At 63.4% G+C, this 13,421-nt stretch carries 15 protein-coding genes; 10 read left to right on the top strand and 5 right to left on the bottom strand.

Annotation, left to right across the window (positions count from 1 at the left end; translation table 11 throughout):
* Window positions 1–126: 126 nt before the first annotated feature.
* Both sodB and xseA read right to left on the bottom strand, forming a co-directional pair.
* Window positions 127–705: a superoxide dismutase [Fe] gene (sodB, locus tag PCE31107_RS07090; protein ID WP_017232754.1), complete on the bottom strand. Its 579-nt coding sequence runs from the start codon at window positions 703–705 to the stop codon at window positions 127–129.
* A gap of 203 nt (window positions 706–908) precedes the next feature.
* Complete coding sequence (gene xseA, locus PCE31107_RS07085; protein WP_150607378.1) at window positions 909–2,282, bottom strand: exodeoxyribonuclease VII large subunit; 1,374 nt, start codon at window positions 2,280–2,282, stop codon at window positions 909–911.
* Between the two features lie 449 nt (window positions 2,283–2,731).
* On the opposite strand from xseA, the gene PCE31107_RS07080 reads away from it, so the two are divergent.
* From PCE31107_RS07080 to PCE31107_RS07050, 7 genes are all read left to right on the top strand, one after another.
* Window positions 2,732–3,346: a MotA/TolQ/ExbB proton channel family protein gene (locus PCE31107_RS07080; RefSeq protein WP_130027942.1), complete on the top strand. Its 615-nt coding sequence runs from the start codon at window positions 2,732–2,734 to the stop codon at window positions 3,344–3,346.
* A 15-nt stretch (window positions 3,347–3,361) separates the two neighbouring features.
* The gene (locus tag PCE31107_RS07075; protein WP_130026854.1) at window positions 3,362–3,823 is read left to right on the top strand and encodes an ExbD/TolR family protein; all 462 of its coding nucleotides are present in this window, start codon (window positions 3,362–3,364) and stop codon (window positions 3,821–3,823) included.
* Between the two features lie 53 nt (window positions 3,824–3,876).
* A complete protein-coding gene (lpxK, locus tag PCE31107_RS07070; RefSeq protein ID WP_150607650.1) occupies window positions 3,877–4,893 on the top strand; it encodes a tetraacyldisaccharide 4'-kinase in 1,017 nt (338 codons plus the stop codon).
* Window positions 4,874–5,080: a Trm112 family protein gene (locus PCE31107_RS07065; RefSeq protein ID WP_017232748.1), complete on the top strand. Its 207-nt coding sequence runs from the start codon at window positions 4,874–4,876 to the stop codon at window positions 5,078–5,080. Before lpxK ends, PCE31107_RS07065 begins: the two co-directional genes overlap by 20 nt.
* 8 nt (window positions 5,081–5,088) lie before the next feature.
* A complete protein-coding gene (gene kdsB, locus PCE31107_RS07060) occupies window positions 5,089–5,868 on the top strand; it encodes a 3-deoxy-manno-octulosonate cytidylyltransferase (protein ID WP_130027944.1) in 780 nt (259 codons plus the stop codon).
* Window positions 5,869–6,173: 305 nt separating this feature from the next.
* A complete protein-coding gene (gene adk, locus PCE31107_RS07055; RefSeq protein WP_130026855.1) occupies window positions 6,174–6,839 on the top strand; it encodes an adenylate kinase in 666 nt (221 codons plus the stop codon).
* Window positions 6,840–7,136: 297 nt separating this feature from the next.
* Window positions 7,137–7,631 (top strand): Mpo1 family 2-hydroxy fatty acid dioxygenase, encoded by a 495-nt coding sequence (locus PCE31107_RS07050; RefSeq protein WP_150607376.1) that lies wholly within the window; start codon window positions 7,137–7,139, stop codon window positions 7,629–7,631.
* Between the two features lie 112 nt (window positions 7,632–7,743).
* Here the strand turns inward: PCE31107_RS07050 and PCE31107_RS07045 are convergent, their stop codons facing one another.
* Together PCE31107_RS07045 and murJ are read right to left on the bottom strand one after the other, a co-directional pair.
* A complete protein-coding gene (locus PCE31107_RS07045; protein ID WP_150607374.1) occupies window positions 7,744–8,610 on the bottom strand; it encodes a SirB1 family protein in 867 nt (288 codons plus the stop codon).
* A 46-nt stretch (window positions 8,611–8,656) separates the two neighbouring features.
* Window positions 8,657–10,207: a murein biosynthesis integral membrane protein MurJ gene (murJ, locus tag PCE31107_RS07040; RefSeq protein ID WP_026131734.1), complete on the bottom strand. Its 1,551-nt coding sequence runs from the start codon at window positions 10,205–10,207 to the stop codon at window positions 8,657–8,659.
* A 179-nt stretch (window positions 10,208–10,386) separates the two neighbouring features.
* On the opposite strand from murJ, the gene rpsT reads away from it, so the two are divergent.
* Window positions 10,387–10,659: a 30S ribosomal protein S20 gene (gene rpsT / locus PCE31107_RS07035; RefSeq protein WP_130026858.1), complete on the top strand. Its 273-nt coding sequence runs from the start codon at window positions 10,387–10,389 to the stop codon at window positions 10,657–10,659.
* Window positions 10,660–11,012: 353 nt separating this feature from the next.
* Here the strand turns inward: rpsT and PCE31107_RS07030 are convergent, their stop codons facing one another.
* A complete protein-coding gene (locus tag PCE31107_RS07030) occupies window positions 11,013–11,327 on the bottom strand; it encodes a DUF3579 domain-containing protein (protein WP_130026859.1) in 315 nt (104 codons plus the stop codon).
* 352 nt (window positions 11,328–11,679) lie between these two features.
* Between PCE31107_RS07030 and argF the strand changes: the two genes are divergently transcribed.
* Window positions 11,680–12,606: an ornithine carbamoyltransferase gene (gene argF / locus PCE31107_RS07025; protein WP_017232740.1), complete on the top strand. Its 927-nt coding sequence runs from the start codon at window positions 11,680–11,682 to the stop codon at window positions 12,604–12,606.
* A 448-nt stretch (window positions 12,607–13,054) separates the two neighbouring features.
* Window positions 13,055–13,378 (top strand): pyrimidine/purine nucleoside phosphorylase, encoded by a 324-nt coding sequence (gene ppnP, locus PCE31107_RS07020; RefSeq protein WP_130026860.1) that lies wholly within the window; start codon window positions 13,055–13,057, stop codon window positions 13,376–13,378.
* Window positions 13,379–13,421: the final 43 nt, after the last annotated feature.

The raw sequence follows: 13,421 nt of genomic DNA, 5'->3' as shown, positions 1-13,421 counted from the left end.
ACCCACCGCGAGCGGTGGGCTTTCATTTTGCCGGTGACGCCGGACGCTCGGGTTGGGCGCCTGGCGTCACCTCGGTGGCACGTCGCCAGCGTCGACTGCGTCGACCGGCAACGTCCGGGGCCTCGATTACGCGAAGTTCTTTGCGGCGAAGTCCCAGTTGACCAGATTCCAGAATGCCTCGACGAACTTCGGACGGGCATTGCGGTAGTCGATGTAGTACGCGTGTTCCCACACGTCGATCGTGATCAGCGGCTTGTCCGCGCCGGTCAGCGGCGTGGCGGCGTTGCTGGTGTTGACGATGTCGACCGACCCGTCGGCCTTCTTCACAAGCCACGTCCAGCCCGAACCGAAGTTGCCGACGGCCGACTTCGAGAAGGTTTCCTTGAACGCGTCGAACGAGCCGAACTTGGCGTCGATGGCCTTGGCCAGATCGCCCGACGGCGCACCGCCGCCCTTCGGCGACAGCGTGTTCCAGAAGAAGGTGTGGTTCCACACCTGCGCCGCATTGTTGAACACGCCGCCCGACGACTTCTTGATGATGTCTTCGAGGCTTGCGCTTTCGAATTCGGTGCCCTTGATCAGGTTGTTCAAGTTGGTCACATAGGCTTGGTGATGCTTGCCGTAGTGATACTCCATCGTTTCCTTGGAGATGGTCGGCGCGAGTGCGTCGATGGCGTACGGCAGTTCAGGGAGCTTGTGTTCCATGGCGATTGTCCTTTGTGCTCTGAGGGGAACCCGATTTTGCGTTATCCGGAGCCATCGATTCTAGGGCAGATGCGATAACCCCGCAAACCGCACGGTTACTCGCCCGGCCGCGCCGGGTGGCTTCAACGCGACGATTGCTGGCCAATACCGCCTGATCGACGCACGATGCCCGCGATTGACTCGGATTGCCGCACCGAGCCCCGCTAAAAAGTATCGTCTAGCCTGACCTGAACATCACCAATACCCACGTCGGCCGCACCGTCGGCCAGATGCATCGTCACATGCTGGCCGCGCTGGAGTTTGCGGGGGTCGCGCAACGGCTGCCCCTTGGCGTCGAGCACGGCGGCATAGCCGCGCTGCAGCGTGCGGCGCGGGTTGAGCAGCTCGAGTTGCGCCGTTGCATCGGCCAGCCGTTGTGTCGAGCGCTCTGTACGACGTGACATCGCGCTATGCAGGCGCTGCGAGAGGAGCGCAACCCGCTCGTGTTGCGGGGCGATACCGGGTACGGCGCGCGTCAGGCGCAGGCGCAGCATTTCGAAGCGGCCGCGGCGCTGGGCCAACGGGCGTTCAAGCGCGTGACGCAATCGATCGGCCAAGTGAGCCAGTTCGCCCCGCTGGCGCGCCAGACGCTCACGCGGCGACACCAGCGCGCGCGACACACTGTCGAGCTGCTGGGCGCGTTGCTCGAGCATGCGCCACATGGCCCGCGTCAGACGTTGGCGCTCACGGTCGAGCTCGCGCAAACATTCGTCGCGCGACGCACTGATCAGCTCCGCCGCCGCCGTCGGCGTGGGCGCCCGAACGTCCGCCACAAAATCGGCAATGGTGAAATCGGTTTCATGTCCCACACCGGACACCACGGGCAGCTCGCTGCGCGCGATCGCGTGGGCCAGCACTTCCTCGTTGAATGCCCACAGGTCTTCGATGGCACCGCCGCCCCGGCAAAGCAGCAGGGTATCGACCTCCCGGCGAGCGTTGGCCGTGTCGAGTGCCGCCGCGAGCCGCATGGCGGCATCGGCGCCCTGCACCGGCGCCGGATAGACGACGACCGAGACGTGCGGTGCGCGCCGGGCGAGCGTCGTCAGCACGTCGCGCAGGGCTGCCGCCTGCAGCGACGTTACGACGCCGATGCGACGGGCATAGCGCGGCAACTCGCGCTTGCGCGCCGCGTCGAACAGCCCGGCCGCCGCCAGCTTTTCCTTGAGTCGCAGAAACGCCTCATACAGATTGCCTTGCCCGGCGCGGCGAATCGCTTCGACATTGAGCTGCACCTCCCCGCGCGGTACATACATGGAGAGCAGCGCGCGGACTTCGACCCGATCGCCCTCCTTCGGCGAGAAATCGGCGTGCTGGGCGCGGCCGCGAAACATCACGCAGCGCATTTGCGCTTGCGCATCCTTGATCGAGAAATACCAATGGCCGCTTGCCGCGCGCGTGAAGTTCGAAATTTCGCCGCTGACCCATGCCAGGGGGAAGCTCCGCTCCAGCACGCCGGCCACGGCTTTGTTCAAATCCGAAACACTTAGCACGCGATCCGCGCCACCAGCGGGCCGGGCGTCGTCGAAAGATAAGTTCATGCGTGTTTGCCGGCAAAAAGCTGTCCACAGGCCCGCTAATTTAAGGGTTTTCTCGCCCGGTCGCCGCATTTTTCCTTCGCCCCGATGCCAAACCCTTGATTTATTGGCCCTTGCGGAGCGCTTCGCGGCGATCCGGCGACGCGATATCAACGCCATCGTGACGGGATCTCTTGATTCGCCGACATGTTCACATAGTTATCCACAGGCGCGCGGCGATTGACTGGGAATCGTGAGTTTGCGGGTGTGTTCATTTCTGAAACGTTTTCCTGCCCATTTTTTCATCACGGAGAAAAAAATCACGTCGCATCAATAAGTTGCCGAATGTATCCCAAGCTTTTCCACATCCTTGTGCGCCTGTCGTGTGGAAAACGGTGCTTGCCCATCCCCCCCCTGCAAGCTACAGTTCGGACTCGTTTGCCCGATCCCCCGCAATAAGTAAGAGGTCGTCCTTGTTTGCCGTTATCCAGGCCGCCGGCTGGCCCATCTGGCCGCTTCTCATCGCCTCCGTTTTCGCGCTCGCCCTGATCGTCGAGCGCGCCCTGTCGCTGCGCCGCACCCGGGTGCTGCCTAGCGGCGTGCTCGAAAATGCCATCACGCTCGCCAGGCGGGGTTCAGGCAAGCAAGACGCGACCGACGCGTTGGCGCGCGGCTCGATGCTCGGGCGCGTGCTCGCCACCGGCGTTCGCTACGTCGCCCACAACCCGCAGGGTCCGCGCGACGGCGCGAAAGAAGCATTGGAAGAGACCGGACGTGCTGTCGCGCACGAGCTGGAGCGTTTTCTACCCGCGCTCGGCACCATCGCGTCGGTCGCACCGCTGATGGGCCTGTTCGGCACCGTCGTCGGCATGATCGAAATCTTTGGTGCGCAAGACGCCTCCGGCACGGATCCCGCGCAATTGGCGCACGGCATTTCGGTTGCGCTCTATAACACCGGCTTCGGTCTGATGATCGCGATTCCCGCGATGATCTTCTATCGTTACTACCGCACCCGTGTCGACGCGTTCCTGGTCGAACTCGAGACGCAGGCGGTCCATTTCCTCGATGCCACGCTGCCGCGGCATTGATCCGAGGGGCGCACGATGAATTTCCGTCGAGGTCTCTCCACACGCGACGAACCGGAGATCAACCTGATCCCGCTCATCGACGTGCTGCTGGTCATTCTGATCTTCCTGATGGTCACCACGACCTACACGCGCTACACCGCGCTGAAGGTCAACCTCCCGACGGCCGACGCACAGAAGGCCGTCGTGCCGCCGCGTCAAATCGTGGTCTCGGTCGGCGCCGACGGCAGTTACGCCATCGACCGGCACGCGCTCGCACAGCGCGATGTCGCGAGCCTTACGGCAGCGCTGCGTCAAGCGGTCGGTCCCGCGAACACCGAAGCCGAGTCGCCGGTCGTCGTGATCAATGCCGACGCCAAAAGCGCGCATCAGTCGGTCATCAACGTCATGGAAGCCGCCCGCGAGGCCGGTCTGTCTCGCCTGACGTTCGCCGCACGCTCGACGACGGCCCACGGCGCGGCGGGTCAACCGGCCCGATGACGACACCTTCATCACACCCCAGCCCTGCCGCGGGCGTGCGCTCGCGCGCGCTGGTGCCACGTCTGTCGGGCGCGTTGGTGCATTGGGTCAGCGCCCAGTGGCAACGACGAGGACTCATCGCCTGGCTGCTGTGGCCGATATCGTGGGTTTTTGCCGTCATGGCGGCCTGGCGGCGCCTGAGCTTTCGCCGGGGATGGAGAACGTCGACGCGGCTGCCGGTTCCGGTCGTCGTCGTCGGCAATCTCACCGTGGGGGGCACCGGTAAAACGCCGACTGTCATCGCGCTGGTCGGCGCGTTGCGCGCGCTCGGCTATACGCCCGGCGTTCTGTCGCGCGGATACGGGGCAACGCTGCCACGTCCGACCGAAGTGAGTCCAACGGCACGCCCCGACGCGGTCGGCGACGAGCCGCTGCTGATCGCCAAGCGCACGGGGGTGCCGGTGTGGGTGTGGCCGTCGCGTGTCGAAGGTGGCCGCGCGCTGCTGGCCGCGCATCCGGCATGCGACGTCATCGTTTGCGACGACGGCCTGCAACATTACGCGCTCGCGCGTGACGTCGAGATCGCGGTATTCGACCACCGGCTGGGCGGCAATGGCTTCCTGCTGCCCGCCGGCCCCTTGCGCGAACCGCTCTCGCGCCGACGCGACGCCAATCTGATCAACGATCCTTACGGCAAAACACTCCCCGAGTGGCCAGACACCTGGCGGCTGACACTTAAGCTGGGCGATGCCTGGTGCGTGAGCCAGCCGAGCCTGACCCGGGCGCTGGCGCACTTCTCGGGCAAACGCGTGTTGGCGGCGGCCGGTATCGGCGCGCCCGAGCGCTTCTTCGCGGCGCTGCGTGCCGCGGGTCTGCAGATCGAGACGCTGGCGCTGCCCGATCATTACGACTTTGCGACGAATCCGTTCGACGGCGCCGCGGCCGATGCCATCCTGATCACCGAAAAGGATGCAGTAAAATGCGTCACCTGGTCCGACCCGCGTGTGTGGGCCGTGCCTGCGGAGGCAGCGCTCGACGCGCGCCTCGTATCCCTGGTAGTGGAGAAATTGCGTGGACAACCGACTGTTTGAGATTCTCGTCTGCCCGTTGTGCAAGGGTCCCCTGGAGTACGACAAGAAAGCCCAGGAGCTGATTTGCCACGCCGACAAGCTCGCTTACCCGATTCGTGACGGCATTCCCGTCATGCTGGCCGATGAAGCGCGCCAGTCCGTCGAAGGTACGCCTGTGCCGCTGAGCGGCGACAAGCCGGCATCGTGAGCGATTCGATGAACACCGTCGACTTTGTCGCCGTCGTGCCGGCGCGTCTCGCGTCGACGCGTCTACCGAACAAGCCGCTCGCCGATATCGGCGGCAAACCGATGGTCGTGCGCGTGGCCGAGCGGGCGCGCGAATCGGGGGCGTGTCAGGTGGTCGTCGCGACCGACTCACAGCGTGTGGCCGATGCCGTCGCCGCGCACGGCTTCGATGTCGCCCTGACGCGTGCGGATCACCCGACGGGCACCGATCGTCTCGCCGAGGTGGCCGTCCAGCAGGGTTGGCCCGACGACACGATCGTCGTCAATGTGCAGGGCGACGAGCCACTCATCGATCCGCGTCTGGTGCACGCGGTCGCGGCGCATCTGGCCGAGCACCCGGAATGTGCCCTGTCGACGGCGGCGCATCCGATCACTGACAACGCGGAGATCTTCTCGCCGAATGTGGTCAAGGTCGTGCTCGACGCCCATAGCCGCGCACTCTACTTCTCGCGCGCGCCGATTCCGTGGTCGCGCGATGCCTGGTCCGCCGGGCTTGCCCACACCGCAACGTTACCCGCGGCAACCACACCCGTCTTTCGTCACATTGGGCTTTACGCCTATCGCGCCAAATTCCTGCGCACTTATCCGAGCCTGCCGCAGGCCCCGATCGAGACCGCCGAATCGCTCGAGCAGCTCCGTGCCCTCTGGCATGGCGAGCGCATTGCCGTGCTCGTGACCGCCGACGCCCCGCTGCCGGGCGTCGACACGGCGGATGATCTGGAGCGCGTTCGCGCGCTGCTGCGTAACTAACGCCCGGTCTAGCACGAACGCCGGCGTTGGCACGCCGGCCAATCGCTCGCGCGCTTGTCCCGGAAATCGCACCGGTACGACGCCCATCGGTCGGCAAAACGCCGCCAGACGGGCTCATCGTGGCATAATCGCTCTGATTCTCGCGAGCAGCCTCCCCGGCCGCGCGCGGCGCGCCCTGCCGACGCGTCGCCTGCGCGCAGCGCGGTTGGCCGGTCACCCGACCCGCAACCGCCGCCGAATCCCGGGGACGCGCCTGCCTGCCGCACGCACAGCATTCACAAATCACAAACTTTCAGGAGTCATTGATGCGTCTGATTTTGTTGGGGGCACCCGGGGCCGGCAAGGGCACCCAAGCCACGTTCATCAAAGAGAAATTCGGCATCCCGCAAATCTCGACCGGCGACATGCTGCGCGCCGCGATCAAGGAAGGCACTCAGCTTGGCCTCGAAGCCAAGCGTTACATGGACGCGGGCGACCTCGTGCCGGACGCCGTCATCATTGGCATGGTGCGTGAGCGCCTGGGCGCCGACGACTGCAAAAGCGGCTACCTGTTCGACGGCTTCCCGCGCACGATTGCGCAGGCGGAAGCCATGAAGGACGCCGGTGTCGCCATCGACTTCGTGCTCGAGATCGACGTGCCGTTCGACGAAATCATCACGCGCATGAGCGGTCGTCGCACGCATCCGGCATCGGGTCGTACGTACCACGTCACGTTCAACCCGCCCAAGGTCGAAGGCAAGGACGACGTGACCGGCGAACCGCTCGTGCAGCGCGACGACGACAAGGAAGACACCGTCAAGAAGCGCCTGAGCGTGTACGAATCGCAGACCAAGCCGCTCGTGGCCTACTACTCGGATTGGGCGAAGCATGGCAGCCCGGGCGCGACCGTCGAGGCACCGCAGTACCGCAAGATCTCGGGGCAAGGCAGCGTGGACGAAATTCGTGCGCGCGTGTTCGACGCACTGAAGTAAGCACGCGAGCGTCGCCCCCTTTGACCCCGTGCGGCATTCGCCGCGCCCCGGGGCCGGGTCGGCGCGAACGACGACGTAGAGAAAGGCGGCCAGGTCACCCTGGGCCGCCTTTTTTGCCGATGTCAGGGCGTGCCGCTCCCGGCGCATCAACGAGGCGAGTCGAATTGCCGCAATGCAACAAACCGTCGTTGCGGCGATGACTACAATGGAGATCCGAACACACTTGCGGTCGGTTCAATCGCCGAGGCTGTCGGTGGCGATCCCGCGTTCTTCCCGTCCCCATGGCAGGAGGCTGGCATGAAATCACTGGCGCAACAGATGTCGTTCTACCAGCGCTATCACCGCAGTCCCAAGAATCGTCTGACCCATTTCTTCGGCGTTCCCATGATCATACTGGCCGTGATGCAGGCGTTCTCAACGCTGCCGCTCGGCCCGAGCGGCCTGAATGTCGCGCATGTGATCGTGCTGGTGTTGCTGATGTATTACTTCCTGCTCGATGTCCCGCTGGCACTCGCCATGACGGCCTTCTTCGCCGCGCTGCTGGCCATCACGCAGCACCTGGCCACCTTGTCGTGGCCGTGGGCGCTGACCGTCTTTGGCGTGCTGTTCGTCGGCGGCTGGATCGTTCAATTGATCGGCCATCATTTCGAGGGCCGCAAGCCCGCGCTGCTCGATAACGTCTTCCAGATCTTTATCGCACCGATGTTCCTGATGGCCGAGGTGTTCTTTCATTTCGGCTACAAACCCAGTCTGCAACGACGAGTCCAGGAGTTGGCGGCGCAGTCGGCATGATGGGCCGCATGCCGCAACGAACGACGCGCGAGGTCGCAACGCCAGCCGACACGGCTGGCGTTTTGCATTCGAGACGACGGAAGCAACGAGGGAAAACAGGAGGCGCAGACAGTTATCCGTGACTGCCCGGACGACGGCTCAGGTCGTCGAGAATCTGCCGAATCGCATTGGCGTCCTCGGCATCGGGGCGCGTGCCCAGATAGTGCTCGAGGTCGTCCTGCGCCGGACGTACCAGCCCAAGGCGAGCATAGGCCAGCCCGCGATCGCGCTGCTCGACCGGCTGGTCGGGCAAGACAAGCACCATGCGTTCCTGCACCGCAAGCACGCGTTCCCACCGCTCGTTCTGCGTGTATATCGCTCGCAGATTGCGCAACATCCGCGCCAGAATTTCGCGCGGCGTGGCGGGCTCCAGAAAGGGGTGCAGCAACGCCCACAGCGCCAACTCCTGAATCGGCTCGGCGCTCTCGTCGCGATAGTGCTTCAGATAGGGCTCGACCATTTCGAGCAGTCGCTGCGGCGAAAGCGAGTTGCCCGAGATCGGGTCGATGACCACATCGCCGGCCGGCACCGCAAGCCGTAGCAGGAAATGCCCCGGGAACGACAGGCCCCGCAGCGGCAAGCCGATCTGGTGGCCAATCTCCATGCAGAGCACGGCCAACGAAATCGGAATGCCGCGACGCCGGTCCAGCACGATATGCAGGTGGCTGTTGTCCGGGTCGTAGTAATCGTTCTGGTTGACGGAGAAGCCAAGTTCGCGGAAGAAGAAGTGGTCGAGCAACTGGAGCTTCTGCAGCGGTCCGGCGTCGGGCGGAAGACGCTTGGCCAGACGCGCGGCAAGCGCGTCGATCCGGGTCAGCGTGTCCTGGACATCGAGATCGGGATAGACGTCTTGCGCGATGGCGATGGCCGCTTCGGTCAGCGGCAGGCCGTCGTCGGACGCGACCAGCGCAGCAAAATACTCGAGAAATCGATTCGCCATGCGGTATCCGTGGAGTCTGCCGTGTCAGCGGCCTGCGAGCGAATCGCTAGCGAGTGCGTCGGCGGAAGAACGAGAAGTTGAAACCCATGAGGAATAATGCCCCGAAATACACCACCGCGCATAGCACCAGACTGGCGCCAAGCAGCGCAATGCGCGAGAGCGGGCGGGCGCCCATCGCCACCCAGTCGAAGCTTTGGGTGAACCACAGCAGCAAGCCCGCCAGAATCAGGCACGCGGCCAGCAATTGCACGAAGAACAGACGCCATCCGGGCGCCGGCCGGTAGATGCCACGCTTGTAAAGCCCCGCGAACAGCAACACCGCATTCATGCACGCGCCCACGCCGATCGACAGCGAAAGCCCCGCATGGGCGAACCACCGAACGAAGAGCAGGTTGGAGAGCTGCGTGGCAACGAGCACCACGACGGCGATCTTCACCGGCGTCTTGATGTCTTGCTTGGCATAGAAGCCGGGCGCCAGAATCTTGATGAGAATCAGGCCAACCAGCCCGACGCCGTAGGCGGTCAGCGCGTGCGCCGTCATCGCGACGTCGGTTGCGTCGAAACGGCCATACTGATAGAGCGTTGCGGTCAGCGGCTCGGCGTAGACGAACAGCGCGACGGCACTCGGCATCGCCAGCAGGAAGGTCAGGCGCAGCCCCCAGTCCAGCAAGGCCGAATACTCGGCACCGTCGCCATCGGCATGGGCGCGCGAGAGGCTCGGCAGCAGGATCGTGCCCAGTGCCACGCCGAGCAATGCCGTTGGAAACTCCATCAGCCGGTCGGCATACGCCAGCCACGACACGCTGCCCTGCGCGAGGCGCGACGCGATGTTCGTGTTGATGATAAGGCTCACCTGCGCCACCGACACGGCCAGCGTGGCCGGCACCATCTTTGCCAATACCCGCTTCACACCGGTGTTACGCAACGCCGCCGCGATATTGATCGTGATGCGCGGCAACATGTCGATGCGCGCGAGCGCCGGGAGCTGGATGACCAACTGCAGCACACCGCCCACGATCACCGCGAAGGCCAGCGCGTAGACCGGCTTCGCCAGATGCGGCGCGACCCACAGCGAGGCAATGATCGAACAGAGATTGAGCAGCACGGGCGCGAACGCGGGCATCGAGAATCGCCGCCACGTGTTGAGCACCCCGGCGGCAAGGGTCGTGATCGAGATGAGCGTGATGTATGGGAACATCACGCGCGTCATGAACACGGCCGAGTCGAACGTGCCGTTCTCACGCGAGAGGCCGGTCGCGACGGCATAGACGACCCCGGTCGCGCCGAGCACCCCGGCAATCGTGATCGCCAGCAACCCCCAGAACAGCACGGTGGTCACGGAATCGACGAGGGTTCTCGTCTCCTCGTGACTGCGCTGCGACTTGAATTCGGCCAGAATCGGCACGAAGGCCTGCGAAAACGCACCTTCGGCGGACAGGCGGCGCAGCAGATTGGGGATGCGGAATGCGACGTTGTAGGCGTCGGTCATGGGACCGGCGCCAAACATGCGTGCAATAAGGATTTCACGGACCAGACCGGTGATGCGCGAGAGCATCGTGAAACCGCTGACCGTAGCGAGAGCTTTGAGCAAATTCATGTTGCGCGTATTATACGCACAGCATTGCAGCAAAGAAGTTGCAATTTCCATTGGCGTTCGGCTATAATCGACGGTTTCGAAGTCAATGGATTGCTTCCTGGCCACCGTGTCTCCCAGGGAGCCGAGCCAAACTGCATAGAAGCCGCATCAGGCGGAGCAATTCAAGGAATTCACCGAACATGGCAAATACCGCACAAGCACGCAAGCGCGCGCGTCAAACCGTTAAGATCAACGCCCACAACTCGGCACTGCGTTCGCGTCTGCGTACGGCAGTCAAGGCGGTCCGCAAGGCCATCGCCGCCGGCGATCCCGCCGCCGCCAAGGAAGTGCTGCGTACGTCGGCCAAGACGATCGACATCATCGCTGACAAGAAGATCGTTCACAAGAACACCGCCGCTCGTCAAAAGAGCCGCCTGTCGGCCGCCATCAAGGCGATGTCGGCTGCTGCCTAACCGCGCAAGCGGTCAAGCAGACACAATTGCTTGCCAGTTCCGACCCCGGTCGGAACACAAAAAAGCCCGCTTCGTGCGGGCTTTTTCTTTTCGCTAAAGCCAAAGAACGCCGTCCACACTCACGCGACACGCGCGCAAGCCACTGTACGGCTGCGAGATAATCCGGGACGAATGCGTGAATGGCGTGAACCGCAAGGGCGGTCACCACGCGACGGGCGACGGGCGACGACGGAGTATTACGACGGAGTATTACGACGGAGTATTACGACGGGGTAATACGAAGGGGTAAAGCGACGGTGAGTCGGGGCCAAAGGCCCGACACTCACGTCTGGCCGCAAAACGGCCACGGGGGATTACTTGACGTCGGGAACGAAGCAGGCTTCGGTCAGTTGCAAGTCGTTGTCACGCGCAAAATTCATCACGAAATCGAAAGCCATCGGCTCGATGTCGCGCAACCGCTCGTCAACAACGACGCATTTGACGTCGCCCACCATGATCGGACGCACATAGGGGGAGTACTGCATGTATGCGTTCGGGCCGGTATCGCGCCGGCCACAAAACGACACGGCGCCGCACAGACGTTCCGCCCAGTCACTCGGACGGAACTTCTTGCCACCCCGGGTGAGCCCCTGGATGAAATACTCGCGCGCGGGAACCTGGTCGGTCATATCGCTCAATCACCTCAAAAAGCACCTGGCCAGCCATACGCGGGTAGCGTCGCTGACAGAGACAGTATTATATCTTATATAAGACTCAAACCTGTCCCCCACCCTCGCTGCCGATGTTTTTTTCGGTCTTGCCAGCCGTTTTTGGCCGTGCAGCATCGCGCTCGATCATACGCTTTTCGTGTGACGGCAAAACGATTTGGTAGACTAGCGGCTGTTCCCCCTGATGCCAGCAACCGGTAGAACACCTTCACGCGCCTGACCGGGGGACAGGCCTCAAGGCTTGTTCGTCGTGCCGCAAGCAAGAGAGTTCCCTTTGAATTCTCGCGCTATCGGCCTCCAGCAGAACATCCAAATGACCACCGCCAAACCCATCAAGCATTACCTTCAGTTTTCGGATTTGACGCTCGACGAGTACGACTACGTGCTTGAGCGCACCCGCATTCTCAAGAAGAAATTCAAGAACTACGAGACCTACCACCCGCTGCACGACCGCACGCTGGCGATGATTTTCGAGAAAAGCTCGACACGCACGCGACTCTCGTTCGAAGCCGGGATTCACCAGTTGGGTGGCCACGCCGTGTTCCTGAACACGCGCGACACGCAGCTCGGCCGTGGCGAACCCATCGAAGACGCGGCTCAGGTGATCTCGCGAATGACCGACATCATCATGATCCGCACGTTCGGTCAGGAGATCATCGAGCGCTTCGCGCAGCACTCGCGCGTACCGGTGATCAACGGTCTGACCAACGAATATCACCCGTGCCAGGTAATGGCGGACATCTTTACGTTCTACGAGCATCGCGGCCCGATCAAGGGCAAGACCGTGACTTGGATCGGTGACGCGAACAACATGTCGTACACGTGGATTCAGGCCGCCGAGATCTTCGGCTTCCAGTTCAACATCTCGACGCCGCCCGGCTACCGCCTCGATCAGGCGATGGTGGCCGAGTCGAGCCGCCCGTTCGTGCGCGAGTTCGACGACCCGCGCGAGGCTTGCGAAGGTGCGGACCTCGTGTCGACCGACGTCTGGACGAGCATGGGCTATGAAGCGGAGAACGAGGCGCGAAAAGCGGCCTTCGCTCAGTGGTGCGTGAACGCCGACCTCATGCAGCGCGCCAAACCGGACGCGCTGTTCATGCACTGCCTGCCCGCGCACCGTGGCGAGGAAGTGTCGGCCGACGTGATCGACGGCGCCCAAAGCGTCGTCTGGGACGAAGCCGAGAACCGTCTGCATGTGCAGAAGGCGCTCATGGAATACCTGATGCTCGGTCGCGTCTAACGCGTCGATCAGAACACGCCCGGACCGGTGCAACGCCGTCCGGGCGTTATCCTTGGCCACCGCGCCAGCGCCTCCCCCGCACCTCCCTCGCACCTCCCTCGCGCCTCCCCCGCACTTCCCCCGCACCTCCCCCTGCACTTCCCTCGCGTCACCCTCGCCGCCCGCTCCAACATTCGGTATCCCCACCGCGACCAACGTTCCGCTATCATCGCTCACGCGCAGGCGTCCCTCGTTGACGCGCGCTTCATCACCGCACGTTGTAGTCTTTACCGTCCGTCAGAACATTTCGCAATTTGCACCACAACAGGGCATATCCGTTGTGCATTGCACAAATTGCAGACGGATGGACGTTCGAAACGTGCTAGCATGAATTCACGTTTGCCCCGTTGGGGCAGGCTTATCGACCCATCATCGCGACTTTCCATCGCATTCGACTCCGCATTCGGTCATGACGCAAAACGCAACGCAGTTCGACAACGTTTCCGTAATCAAGCGCGCCAACACCTATTTCGACGGCAAGTGCGTGTCGCACACCGTGCTTTTCCCGGACGGCACGCGCAAGACGCTGGGCGTGATTTTCCCGGCCACGCTCCAGTTCGGCACCGATGCGCCCGAAATCATGGAAGTCACGAGCGGCCGCTGCCGCATCCGTCTGGCCGGCCAGGCCGAGTGGCAGGAGTACGCCGCCGGCCAGCAGTTCTCCGTGCCGGGCAACAGCAAGTTCGATATCGAGGTCTTGGAGACGCTCGATTACGTCTGCCATTACGGCTAACCGACCGGCCAGCATCGCGACTGCGCGGGGGGTCTCCCCCGGC

The organism is Pandoraea cepalis (assembly GCF_902459625.1).
Taxonomy (GTDB): Bacteria; Pseudomonadota; Gammaproteobacteria; order Burkholderiales; family Burkholderiaceae; genus Pandoraea; species Pandoraea cepalis.
Note: the sequence above shows the minus strand (reverse complement) of the source record. Positions and strands in the feature narration are given on the sequence as shown.

What these genes read in the sequence shown, in the direction of transcription:
- sodB (WP_017232754.1), bottom strand. Translation starts at nt 705, where the DNA reads ATGGAACACAAGCTCCCTGAACTGCCGTACGCCATCGACGCACTCGCG.
- xseA (WP_150607378.1), bottom strand. Translation starts at nt 2,282, where the DNA reads ATGAACTTATCTTTCGACGACGCCCGGCCCGCTGGTGGCGCGGATCGC.
- PCE31107_RS07075 (WP_130026854.1), top strand. Translation starts at nt 3,362, where the DNA reads ATGAATTTCCGTCGAGGTCTCTCCACACGCGACGAACCGGAGATCAAC.
- kdsB (WP_130027944.1), top strand. Translation starts at nt 5,089, where the DNA reads ATGAACACCGTCGACTTTGTCGCCGTCGTGCCGGCGCGTCTCGCGTCG.
- adk (WP_130026855.1), top strand. Translation starts at nt 6,174, where the DNA reads ATGCGTCTGATTTTGTTGGGGGCACCCGGGGCCGGCAAGGGCACCCAA.
- PCE31107_RS07050 (WP_150607376.1), top strand. Translation starts at nt 7,137, where the DNA reads ATGAAATCACTGGCGCAACAGATGTCGTTCTACCAGCGCTATCACCGC.
- PCE31107_RS07045 (WP_150607374.1), bottom strand. Translation starts at nt 8,610, where the DNA reads ATGGCGAATCGATTTCTCGAGTATTTTGCTGCGCTGGTCGCGTCCGAC.
- murJ (WP_026131734.1), bottom strand. Translation starts at nt 10,207, where the DNA reads ATGAATTTGCTCAAAGCTCTCGCTACGGTCAGCGGTTTCACGATGCTC.
- rpsT (WP_130026858.1), top strand. Translation starts at nt 10,387, where the DNA reads ATGGCAAATACCGCACAAGCACGCAAGCGCGCGCGTCAAACCGTTAAG.
- PCE31107_RS07030 (WP_130026859.1), bottom strand. Translation starts at nt 11,327, where the DNA reads ATGACCGACCAGGTTCCCGCGCGCGAGTATTTCATCCAGGGGCTCACC.
- argF (WP_017232740.1), top strand. Translation starts at nt 11,680, where the DNA reads ATGACCACCGCCAAACCCATCAAGCATTACCTTCAGTTTTCGGATTTG.
- ppnP (WP_130026860.1), top strand. Translation starts at nt 13,055, where the DNA reads ATGACGCAAAACGCAACGCAGTTCGACAACGTTTCCGTAATCAAGCGC.